General features: G+C 69.2%; 14 protein-coding genes. 7 read left to right on the forward strand and 7 right to left on the reverse strand.

Going from position 1 to position 10,744, the window contains the following annotated elements; all coding sequences use genetic code 11:
- Positions 1-537, forward strand: a 537-nt coding sequence (locus ACE3TU_RS14105) for a heme-dependent oxidative N-demethylase subunit alpha family protein (protein WP_374625241.1), incomplete at its 5' end; no start/stop codon positions are given.
- 10 nt (positions 538-547) lie between these two features.
- Here ACE3TU_RS14105 and ACE3TU_RS14110 read toward each other — a convergent pair.
- The gene (locus tag ACE3TU_RS14110; protein ID WP_374625242.1) at positions 548-1,336 is read right to left on the reverse strand and encodes a metallophosphoesterase; all 789 of its coding nucleotides are present in this window, start codon (positions 1,334-1,336) and stop codon (positions 548-550) included.
- Positions 1,337-1,477: 141 nt separating this feature from the next.
- On the opposite strand from ACE3TU_RS14110, the gene leuD reads away from it, so the two are divergent.
- The 5 genes from leuD to ACE3TU_RS14135 all read left to right on the forward strand — a co-directional run bounded on the left by leuD (position 1,478) and on the right by ACE3TU_RS14135 (position 5,650).
- A complete protein-coding gene (leuD, locus tag ACE3TU_RS14115) occupies positions 1,478-2,083 on the forward strand; it encodes a 3-isopropylmalate dehydratase small subunit (RefSeq protein WP_374625244.1) in 606 nt (201 codons plus the stop codon).
- Between the two features lie 10 nt (positions 2,084-2,093).
- Positions 2,094-2,483 carry a RidA family protein gene (locus ACE3TU_RS14120; protein ID WP_374625246.1) on the forward strand — a complete coding sequence of 130 codons (390 nt, stop codon included), beginning with the start codon at positions 2,094-2,096 and terminating at the stop codon, positions 2,481-2,483.
- Positions 2,483-2,905 carry a GNAT family N-acetyltransferase gene (locus ACE3TU_RS14125; RefSeq protein ID WP_374625248.1) on the forward strand — a complete coding sequence of 141 codons (423 nt, stop codon included), beginning with the start codon at positions 2,483-2,485 and terminating at the stop codon, positions 2,903-2,905. Before ACE3TU_RS14120 ends, ACE3TU_RS14125 begins: the two co-directional genes overlap by 1 nt.
- 27 nt (positions 2,906-2,932) lie before the next feature.
- A complete protein-coding gene (gene leuB / locus ACE3TU_RS14130) occupies positions 2,933-4,030 on the forward strand; it encodes a 3-isopropylmalate dehydrogenase (RefSeq protein ID WP_374625250.1) in 1,098 nt (365 codons plus the stop codon).
- Positions 4,031-4,237: 207 nt separating this feature from the next.
- A complete protein-coding gene (locus ACE3TU_RS14135; protein ID WP_374625252.1) occupies positions 4,238-5,650 on the forward strand; it encodes an aspartate aminotransferase family protein in 1,413 nt (470 codons plus the stop codon).
- A 27-nt stretch (positions 5,651-5,677) separates the two neighbouring features.
- On the opposite strand, the gene lpdA is transcribed toward ACE3TU_RS14135, so the two are convergent.
- From lpdA to ACE3TU_RS14160, 5 genes are all read right to left on the reverse strand, one after another.
- Positions 5,678-7,084 carry a dihydrolipoyl dehydrogenase gene (gene lpdA / locus ACE3TU_RS14140; protein WP_374625254.1) on the reverse strand — a complete coding sequence of 469 codons (1,407 nt, stop codon included), beginning with the start codon at positions 7,082-7,084 and terminating at the stop codon, positions 5,678-5,680.
- A gap of 136 nt (positions 7,085-7,220) precedes the next feature.
- Positions 7,221-7,610: an MAPEG family protein gene (locus ACE3TU_RS14145; protein ID WP_374625256.1), complete on the reverse strand. Its 390-nt coding sequence runs from the start codon at positions 7,608-7,610 to the stop codon at positions 7,221-7,223.
- Between the two features lie 57 nt (positions 7,611-7,667).
- Positions 7,668-8,156, reverse strand: a complete 489-nt coding sequence (locus tag ACE3TU_RS14150; protein WP_374625258.1) for a hypothetical protein — start codon at positions 8,154-8,156, stop codon at positions 7,668-7,670.
- A gap of 84 nt (positions 8,157-8,240) precedes the next feature.
- On the reverse strand, positions 8,241-8,996 hold the full coding sequence (locus ACE3TU_RS14155) for an SDR family oxidoreductase (RefSeq protein ID WP_374625260.1): 756 nt from the start codon (positions 8,994-8,996) through the stop codon (positions 8,241-8,243).
- A gap of 19 nt (positions 8,997-9,015) precedes the next feature.
- Entirely contained in the window at positions 9,016-9,495 is a 480-nt protein-coding gene (locus tag ACE3TU_RS14160) for a hypothetical protein (RefSeq protein ID WP_374625262.1), read from the reverse strand.
- Positions 9,496-9,656: 161 nt separating this feature from the next.
- Between ACE3TU_RS14160 and ACE3TU_RS14165 the strand changes: the two genes are divergently transcribed.
- Complete coding sequence (locus ACE3TU_RS14165) at positions 9,657-10,265, forward strand: DUF998 domain-containing protein (protein ID WP_374625264.1); 609 nt, start codon at positions 9,657-9,659, stop codon at positions 10,263-10,265.
- Positions 10,266-10,331: 66 nt separating this feature from the next.
- Here the strand turns inward: ACE3TU_RS14165 and ACE3TU_RS14170 are convergent.
- Positions 10,332-10,744, reverse strand: a 413-nt coding sequence (locus ACE3TU_RS14170; RefSeq protein ID WP_374625266.1) for a 2-oxo acid dehydrogenase subunit E2, incomplete at its 5' end; no start/stop codon positions are given.

The following is a 10,744-nucleotide window of genomic DNA, read 5'->3' on the forward strand; positions in this document are numbered from 1 at the left end:
GACGCACGCGGCTGGCGCCTCGCCGCCGGCGCGCTCAGCTTTCCCTCGGCCTGGACGCTGGCCGACAAGTTCTCGCGGCCGATGGAAGAGGTGCACGGCCCGGTGCCGGGCTTCGGGGCCGGCACGCGCAACGCCCAGCTGATCAACCGCATGTTCGACGCGGCGCGCCCCGACACGCCGATGCTGCGCTGGAACTGGTCGCTGTTCGGGGACGACCGGCTGTTCCACCCCGAGGGCGGCCACCCCGGGCATCGCTTCGGACCCGACGGGTCGCGGGTCTTCCTGCGTCTCGAGCGGCAGACGCTGCGCAAGCTCGCCGGGACCGGCGACATGCTGTTCACCATCCGCATCCATGTCGATCCGGTCGCGGCCCTCGCCGGGCGGCCGGAAGGGCGGCAGGTGGCGGCCGCGCTCGCCGCCCAGCTCGCGACGCTCGCGCCGGGGCAGCTGGCCTACAAGGGCCTGTGGCAGGATCGGGACCGGCTGATCGACGGACTGACCCGGCTGGCGGACGGCACCTCTGCGCTCGCGCGCTGATTCGGCGCTGCTAGTCCTTGCCCGCCGCGAGCATCCAGTCGGGCATGGCGCTCAGCTGCTGCACCGGCCGGACCAGCGGCTCGCCGAGCCGGACGCTTTCGGCGCCCTCGAGCGAGAACCAGGCCGCCTCGCCCACCTCGGTGTCGATGGCGATGGTCGTTGGCACCGCTCCGTACTGCTTGCCGGCATTGAACACCCAGGTATCGCCGACCCGGTCGACCCAGGAACCGCCGCGCGCGAACGGCGCCTCGTGCACGTGGCCGGTGAAGACGAAATCGGGCCGGTACTGCACGATCCAGCCGAGCAGTGCCGCATCGCCGAAGAAGCGCTGGCCCGACCAGCTGACCGGCGAATCCGGCGGCGGCGCGTGGTACACCCAGATCCATGGCCCGAGCCGGTCGGCGGCGGCCGCCTCGAGCTGGGCGCCGATCGCCTTCATCGCCTCGGGGCCGTCCCACCAGGGACACAGGGTGATCGTCGTGCCATCGACGATCACCGTGTCGCCATCGACCGGGATCGACAGGCGGCGCGCCGCCCTGAGCCACCCGGCATGCTTTTCGCCATGGGCGTCGACCGCGTCGAGATCGTGATTGCCCGAGCAGACCAGCACCCGGGTCACCTGCCTGAGGCGCTTGAGGTAGTTCATCACCACCACGATCTGGGTGCCCGGATCGACCATCGAGGCGGTCTCGAGCAGGTCCCCGGCGATCACCACCAGGTCGTAGCCCGCGGCCGCCTGCAGCACCCAGTCGAACTGCTGCAGCGCATAGTGCAGGTCTGCGACGATCAGGATCCTCATGGCCTTGGCTCTCTCCCCTCGCCGCCCTTGACCGGGGCTTGTCAGTTGCGTCATTAAGCGCCGTCGGTTCTACCGCCATTTCTTGCATGTCGAGGCGGAAAAGCGCCAGTTGCTTGTCCGGGCGTGCACAGGGGTCCTGCCATGGAAAAGTTCACCCAGCTCACCGGTGTCGCGGCGCCGCTGCCGATCATCAACATCGACACCGACATGATCATCCCCAAGCAGTACCTCAAGACGATCAAGCGCACCGGGCTGGGGTCGGCGCTGTTCTCCGAGATGCGCTACAACGAGGACGGTTCGGAGAACCCGGACTTCGTGCTCAACAAGCCCGGCTACCGCAAGGCCAGCATCATCGTCGCCGGCGACAATTTCGGCTGCGGCTCGTCGCGCGAGCACGCCCCCTGGGCGCTGCTCGACTTCGGCGTGCGCTGCGTCATCTCCACCAGCTTCGCCGACATCTTCTACAATAACTGCTTCAAGAACGGCATCCTGCCGATCAAGGTGACCCCCGAGCAGCTGGCGCTGCTGATGGACGACGCCGAGCGCGGCTCCAACGCCACCCTGACCGTCGACCTCGCCGCCCAGACCATCCAGGGTCCGGACGGCGGCACCATCCGGTTCGATATCGACCCGGCCCGCAAGCAGGTGCTGCTCGAGGGGCTCGACGACATCGCCTCGACGCTGAAGTCCGATCCCGCCATTGCCGGGTTCGAAAAGAAGATGGGCGCCGAGCGGCCCTGGCTCTGAGGCCGCAGCGATGGTCCTGCACATCTCCTCCGGGTCGCCGTTCGAAGCCAGGATCGGCTACTCGCGCGCCGTGGTCGACGGCAGCATGATCTACGTCTCCGGTACCACCGGCTACGACTATGCCACCATGCAGATGCCGGCCGACGCCGAAACGCAGGCCCGCAACGCCTTCCACACCATCGCCCATGCGCTCGAGCAGGCCGGCTCCTCGCTCAAGGACGTGGTGCGGGTGCGCTACTACATCACCGACATGGCCCACTACGACGCCATGGCGAAGGTTGCCGGCGAGGTGTTCGGCAGGATCCGGCCGGCGGCGACCATGCTGGTGTGCGGGCTGACCACGCCCGAGATGAAGCTCGAGATCGAAGTCACGGCGCGCCTCGGCGCGCACCACAGCTGATGGTGGAGTTCGCGCCGACGCTGAAGCCGACCGAGGCCGAGATCGAGGCCGTGGTCGGCGTCATCGCCGGCAACGAGATCGGCAACGGCCGCGACGCCGGCTACCAGCCCTTCGGCATCCTGTTGCGCGGTACGCCCGACGGCGAGGTCATCGGCGGGCTCACCGGCTACCAGCTCTTCGAGTGGCTGTTCGTGCAGTATGTGGGCGTGCCCGAATCGCTGCGCGGGCAGGGCATTGGGCGCGATCTGATGCAGCGCGCCGAGGCCTGGGCGCGCGGGCGCGGGCTCGTCGGCCTGTGGCTCGACACCTTCGCCTTCCAGGCCGTCCCCTTCTACGAGAAGCTCGGCTATTCGGTCTTCGGCACCATCGAGGACCATCCGCGCGGCTCGCGCCGACACTTCATGCTCAAGCGGCTCGACTAGCCGTCCCACCCAACCAGAGATATCGACATGTCCCAGAACCTCCTCCTCCTCCCCGGCGACGGCATCGGCACCGAGATCATGAAGGAGGTCGAGAAGGTGATCGCCTGGCTCAACAGCCAGGGCGAGACCGATTTCACGCTCGATACCGGCCTCGTCGGCGGCTGCGCCTATGATGCCCACGGCGCCGCTATCTCCGAGGAGGACATGCAGAAGGCGCTCGCCGCCGATGCGGTGATCTTCGGCGCGGTGGGCGGGCCCAAGTGGGACAAGGTGCCCTACGAGGTCCGGCCCGAGGCCGGGCTGCTGCGCCTGCGCAAGGACCTTGGCCTGTTCGCCAACCTGCGCCCAGCCATCTGCTACCCGGCGCTCGCCGATGCCTCCTCGCTGAAGCGCGAGCTGGTCGAGGGCCTCGACATCCTGATCGTGCGCGAACTGACCGGCGGCGTCTATTTCGGCGAGCCCAAGACCATCACCGACCTGGGCAATGGGCAGAAGCGCGCCATCGACACCCAGGTCTACGAGACCTACGAGATCGATCGCATCGTGCGCGTCGCCATGGACCTCGCCCGTACCCGCAACAAGAAGGTGCATTCGGCCGACAAGAAGAACGTGATGAAGTCGGGCGTGCTCTGGGACGAGGTGGCCCAGTCGGTGGCCAAGGACTATCCGGACGTCCAGTTCCAGCACATTCTCGCCGACAACGCCGCCATGCAGCTGGTGCGCAACCCCAAGCAGTTCGACGTGATGGTCACCGATAACCTGTTCGGCGATATCCTCTCGGATGCCGCGGCGATGCTCACCGGCTCGCTCGGCATGCTGCCTTCCGCCTCGCTCGGCGCCCCCGATCCGCTGACCGGCAAGCGCAAGGCGCTCTACGAGCCCGTGCACGGCTCGGCGCCCGACATCGCCGGCAAGGGCGTCGCCAACCCGATCGCCATGCTGGCGAGCTTCGCCATGGCGTTGCGCTACTCGTTCAACATGGTGGCGCTGGCCGACCGGCTCGAGGCGGCGATCGCCGCCGTCCTCGGCGACGGCCTGCGGACCGGCGACATTGCGCAGGACAACCGCAAGACCGTCGGCACCGAGGAAATGGGCGCGGCGATCCTCAAGAAGCTGCAGGCCTGAGCGCCCGCCGCCCGCCATCGGGCCCGCCAACCCGCGGGCCCGCCAACCCACGGGTCCTCTGACACACCGGGTCATCCCCGCGAAAGCGGGGATCTCCGTTCTCTTAAGCCCGTCGAAGGACCGGCGATTCCGGCTCGCGCGCCGGTTCCCCGTGAGGGACTGCGGCGGATCGGCTATGCTCGCCCTCCACGCAAGGGAGACCAGTTCATGAGCGACAGCCTGCGACACCTGCTCGGGCGCGCGGTGGACCACGCCGTGGCCTACCGCGAACGCCTTCAGGAGAACTCCGGCAAGCCCGAGGCCGACTACTACCGGATGCGCGAGGCCCTCAGGGCGCCGCTGCCGCTGACCGGCAGCGCACCGGCAGCGGTGCTCGAGGAGCTGGTCGAGCGGATCGAACCGGGCCTGATGCCGATGGCCGGACCGCGCTTCTTCGGCTTCGTCATCGGCGCCTCGCATCCGGCCGGCGTCGCCGCCGACTGGATGGTCACCGCCTGGGGCCAGAATGCCGGCTACCACACGCCGACGCCGGGCGCCGCGGCGATCGAGGAGGTGGCCGAGGCCTGGCTGCTCGACATCCTCGACCTGCCGCGCGAAAGCTCGATCGGCTTCGTCACCGGCGCCACCGTCGCCAACGCGGTCGGCCTCGCCGCCGCCCGCACCAGGGTGCTGCTCGAGGCCGGCTGGGATGTCGATGCCGACGGCCTGTTCGGCGCGCCCGAGATCGCCGTGCTGGTCGGGGAAGACGCCCATTCCTCGGTGTTCTCGGCCCTGCAGATGCTGGGGCTCGGCTATCGCCGCGTGCACCGCATCGGCACCGACGACCAGGGCCGCATGCGTCCGGACGCGCTCGCCGCCGGGCTCGCCCCCCTCGCCGGGCCGAAGATCGTCATCGCCCAGGCCGGACAGATCAATACCGGCGCCTACGACCCGTTCGCCGAGATCGTCGCCATCGCCCACGCCCACGGGGCCTGGGTGCATGTCGACGGCGCCTTCGGGCTCTGGGCCCGGGCGGCTCCCGGCCTGAAGCATCTGACCGAGGGCATCGAGGGCGCCGATTCCTGGGTCACCGACGGACACAAGTGGCTGCAGGTGCCGTACGATTCCGGCTTTGCCATCGTCCGCGACCGCGAGGCGCACCAGCGCGCCATGACGCAATGGGGCAGCTACCTGCCCTCGATCAATCCGGGCGATCGCGTCCCCTCGGCCTTCGTCCCCGAACTCAGCCGCCGCGCCCGCGGCGTGCCGGTCTGGGCGATGCTGAAGACGCTCGGGCGCGACGGCGTGGCTGCCCTGGTCGAGCGCCATTGCGGCTTCGCGCGGCGCTTTGCCGAGCGGCTCGGCGCGGAGCCGGGGATCAACCTCCTCAACACCGTCACCATCAACCAGCTGATCGTCAATTTCGGCGGCGGCGATGCCGCCCGGCGCAAGGCGAACACCGAGGCGGTGATCGCCCGGGTGCAGCAGGAGGGAACCTGCTTCGTCGGCGGCGCCGCCTGGCACGGCGAATGGGTGCTGCGCCTCTCGATCTCGTCGGGCGAGACCGGAGAGGCCGATATCGACCGCTCCGCGGCGGCCATCATCGCGGCGTGGCGCGCGGTGCAGGCGGAACGTGGCTAGCGGCGCCCGGGAGGCGGGCCGCCGCCGCTAGATGTGGATCGCCCCGTCGCCGCACATCAGCGCGGCTTCCTTGATCGCCTCGCTCATCGTGGGATGGGCGTGCATGGTGCGGCCGAGGTCTTCGGCCGAGCCCGAGAACTCCATCAGCACGGCGATCTCGTGGATCATCTCGCCGGCGTTCCGGGCAATGATCTGCGCCCCGAGCACACGGTCGGTGGTGACGTCGGCGAGGATCTTGACGTAGCCCTGCGTCGCCAGCATCGCCTTGGCCCGGCCATTGGCGGTGTAGGGGAACTTGCCGGCCTTGTACTCGATGCCGGCCGCCTTGAGTTCGTCCTCGGACCTGCCGATCCAGGCCACTTCCGGGCTGGTATACATCACCGAGGGCACCGTGGCGTAGTTCACGTGCGGCTTCTGGCCGGCAATGACCTCGGCCACCGCGTGGCCCTCGTCCATCGCCTTGTGCGCCAGCATCGGTCCGGCGACCGCGTCGCCGATGGCGTAGATGCCCGGCACGTTGGTCTTGAAATTGTGGTCGGTGCGGATGCGGCCGCGCTCGTCGAGCGCCACGCCCGCCACCTCCAGCCCGAGCCCCTCGGTGAACGGCTTGCGCCCGACCGCCACCAGCACCGCGTCGGTGTCGAGCACCAGGGCCTCGCCACCCGCCGCCGGCTCGAGCCGTGCCGCCAGCGTGCCGTCCGCCCGCTTGTCGACCGCGGTGACCTTGGCGCCGAGCCGGAACTCGAAGCCCTGCTTCTGCAGCGTGCGCTGCATCTGCCGCGCCGCCTCGCTGTCGAGGCCGGGCAGGATCCGGTCGAGGAACTCGACCACCGTCACCTTGGCCCCGAGCCGGGACCACACCGAGCCCAGCTCGAGCCCGATGATGCCGCCGCCGATCACCAGCAGCCGCCTCGGCACCTGCCTGAAACCGAGGGCGCCGGTCGAGCTCACCACCTTGTCCTCGTCGATGGTGATGCCGGGCAGGCTGATCGGCACCGAGCCGGTGGCAATGACGATGTTGCGCGTCTCGATGGTCTGGCCCGGACCGCTCTCGGGCGTCACCAGCACCTTGCCGGGCGCCGGAATCGAGCCGGTACCGCGGAAGGCGGTGATCTTGTTCTTCTTGAACAGGAACTCGATGCCCGAGACGTTGGCGGTCACCGTATCGTCCTTGTGGCGCAGCATCTGCTCGAGATTGAGCGTCGGGCTCGCCTCGATGCCGAACTGGCGGAACTGGTGGCGCGCCTCGTCGAACAGCTCCGATGCATGCAGCAGAGCCTTGGAGGGGATGCAGCCGATGTTGAGGCAGGTGCCGCCGAAGGTCGGCCACTTCTCGACCACCGCCACCTTCATGCCCAGCTGCGCCGCACGAATTGCCGCCACATAGCCTCCCGGCCCCGAGCCGATCACCGTGAGGTCGAAATTGTCCGCCATGTTCTCTCCGAGGGGCTTGGATCGCGCCCGCGCCCGGGCGCCCGCCCTGCCGATATAGGGCCTCGGAACGGCTTAAGCCACCTCAACTTGCGATGAAACCCCCAGCTCCGCGGCAAACGCGCCGGGTGGCGAATGCTCAGAAGGCGACGCCGAAGAACAGCAGGCCGAGGCCGGTGGCGCTGACCGACCAGACGAGGCTGCGCAGGTACTTCACCCCCAGCACATAGAGCGGCAGGTAGACGATGCGGGCCCAGAAGTAGATCTGCGCGCCCCACTGCGTCAGCTCGTCGGACCGCCCCGCGAGCACCGTGGCCGCGACCAGCGCGACGAACAGCGGATAGGTCTCGAGGAAGTTGCGCAGCGCCTTTTCCGACCGCGCGCTCATCGGGTTCGGCGGCGGCTCGTGGTCGCGCCCGCTTGCAGCGAAGACCACCCCGTGCTGCATCCGGTAGAGGGTCGACTGCACCCCGATATAGAGGCCAAAAAGCGCTGCGCTCCAGATCAGGAGGGTCAGTTCGATGGTCATCTGCGGCTCCGACCTCGGGGATGTGTTCGTTACGGGCAGAGAACCCGCCCGGTTCAGCTATTTCGAGCAGGCCTTCAGGTTGAACACGTCGACCAGCTCGAGATCGACTCCGAAACCGGCGCCGCGATAGCCCGAGTACCAGACCGCCTGGGCGAACTGCGGCAGCAGCACCTGCTGCGGCGCCATCTGTCCGCTCTCGTGCGGCAGCTCGGCAATGCCGCCGGCGAGCAGCACATAGACCGTCCCTTCCCAGAACCGGCAGTCGGTATCGAAGTCGTCGACGCAGCCAACCCCGATCGAGCCCAGCGCGCTGCCGAAGCCGTTGGGAATGTAGACGCCGCCGTCGAACACCTCGTCGATGCCGCCAAAGCTCAGCCGGAAGGCGAGGATCTGGTTAACGGCATCGTCGGGCGACAGCGGCCGGAAGCGCATCTCCACGTCATGGCCGGCCTGCCCGTAGCTGGCGTGCGAGAGCGGGCACTCGAGCGCCTGCGCCGGCGCCGCCCCGGCCCAGAGCGCGAGGCCAGCGAGGAGGATGGTCTTCATTGCGTGAGGTCTCCACAGGGTCGCGAGGGCGGCCGGGCTGCCCGCCGCCGTCCCTGTGACGCCGGCGGCGGCCCGCTCCTTGGGTCAGGGCAGGATGGCCCGGCCGCCGGTCACCGCCAGCGTCGTGCCGGTGACATAGGCGGCCGCGTCCGAGAGCAGCCACAGGATCGCCTCCGCCACCTCCTCGGCCGTCCCCGCCCGCCCCATCGGCAGGCTCGGGGCGATGCGCGCCACCCGGCCGGGATCGCCGCCCAGCGCGTGGAACTCGGTATCGATGATCCCCGGCCGCACCCCGTTGACCCGGATGCCTTCGCCCGCCACCTCCAGCGCCAGCCCCACCGTGAAGGTGTCGATGGCGCCCTTGCTGGCGGCGTAGTCGACCGAGGTGCCGGGCGCGCCGAGCTTGGCCGCCGCCGAACTGAGGTTGACGATGGCGCCGCCCTTGCCGCCGTGGCGGGTCGACATCCGGCGGATCGCCGCCCCGGCGCACAGGATCGATCCGGTGACATTGACGGCGAGGACACGGGCCAGCGTGTCGGCGTCCATCGCGTCGACCCGCCGCGCCGTCGCGATGATCCCGGCATTGTTGACCAGCCCGGCCAGTGTCCCCATCCGGTCGGCGGCGCGGAAGATGTGTTCGACATCCTCGGGCACGCTGACGTCGCCGCGCACCGCCACCGCCTCGCCGCCGGCGGCATGGATGTCGTGGCAGACCGCTTCGGCCGCCGCGACGTTGCCACCGTAGTTGACGATGACGCCGTAGCCGGACCGCGCCGCCAGTCGCGCTGTCGCCGCCCCGATCCCGCGGCTGCCGCCGGTGACCACCAGAACCTTGGTCATCTATACCCCCGCCCTTCGCTCATGGTGCCCGCCGCGCCTCGGTGATCATCCTGTCGGATTCGAGCAGCCGGTCCCATAGCGGCGCATCCAGTTCGTTGAGATCGAAGCGCCCCTCATGGACGCCGCCCAGGAAGAAGGCACAGAGTTCGGCCAGCGTCGAGGTCGTCCCGGCGCGCGTGGCGGCGAACTCGGCCTCTGCGGTGGCTTCGATATCGGCCGGCTCCGGGACCACCGCATGGTAGTCCAGCACCACGTTGGCGAGATGGCGGGCATGGTCGTTGCGGGCCACCCACTCGAAGCTCGCATCGGCATGGCCGGCGACATCGCCCGTTTCGACGCCGCAGCGCTCGCCGAGCAGTTCGAAGCTGCGGAACGCCACGTGGACGCGCAGCCCGTCCTCGGCGCTGGCCGGTATCGCCTCCTGGCTCAGACCGGGCGCCATCCCGGCGAAAAGCAACAGCAGTTGGGCCGCCAGTCGGCGGGCTGGACGGCAAGCCATCGGCGGTTCCTTTCCCTCTGGCGCCGATGTGACCGCATCGGCGGCCGGAGATCAAGCACGGATGCGCCGTCTGCCGGGCCGCGATGCCGCAGCCGGCTTGACCTGCGTCAACCGGTTGTCGTGTTTTCAAGATAGGCTCGAGGTTCCGAGGGAGGAGCGCGATGTCGGGCATTCGCCAGATGCTGAAGCCGACCGACTGGGCGGGGCTCGCCTACTTCCTGCTCGCCGCGCAGTTCATCACCGTCATCACGCTCGCCGCCTCGGCGGCGCCGGGCTACCAGCTCCGGGACGGCGCCATCAGCGATCTCGGCGTCATCGCCGAGACCGCCCTGCTGTTCAATGCCGCGCTGCTGCTGGTGGGCCTGCTGAATCTGCTCGGCGCCTACTACGCCTATCGGCTCGAGCGCGGCAGGCTGCTGTTCGGCATCTGCGGCATCGCCTCGCTCGGCGCCGTCGGGGCGAGCCTCCTGCCGCTCTCGACCGGCGGCTGGCACGGCCTGTTTGCGCTCCTCGCCTTCGTCTTCTTCAACCTCGAGATCATCGGCCAGGCGATGCGCACCGACAATGCGGCGCTGCGCTGGACCGGCCTCGTGCTCGCCACGATCGGCCTCGTCCACGTCGTCGTCATGGCCGTCGGCGATGCCGGCAGCTCGCTGGTGTTCGGGCCGATCGGACATGGCGGGGTGGAGCGGCTGATCGTCTATCCGCCCATGCTGTGGCTGATGGTCTATGGCGGCTTCCGCCTCGGGCGGCCGGTGCCGGCTGCCTGATTCTCCGCCGGAAAAGGAAGGGGCCCGCCGAAGCGGGCCCCCATTCCGTCAGCGATCCGATCAGGATCACAAGTCCAGCACCAGCCGCTCCGGCGCCTCGAGGCTTTCCTTGACGCGGACGAGGAAGGTCACCGCTTCCTTGCCGTCGACGATGCGGTGATCGTAGCTGAGCGCCAGGTACATCATCGGGCGGATGACGATCTGGCCGCCCACCACCACCGGCCGCTCCTGGATCTTGTGCATGCCCAGAATGCCCGACTGCGGGGCGTTGAGGATCGGGGTCGACATCAGCGAGCCGTAGACGCCGCCGTTCGAGATGGTGAAGGTGCCGCCCTGCATGTCGGCCATCGACAGCGCGCTGTCGCGGGCGAGCTTGCCCAGCCGGGCGATCTCCTTCTCGATCCCGGCGATCGACATCTGGTCGGCATCGCGCACCACCGGCACCACGAGGCCCTTGTCGGTGCCGACGGCGACGCCGA

The sequence above is a fragment of the Devosia sp. genome (assembly GCF_041917035.1).
Taxonomy (GTDB): Bacteria; Pseudomonadota; Alphaproteobacteria; order Rhizobiales; family Devosiaceae; genus Devosia_A.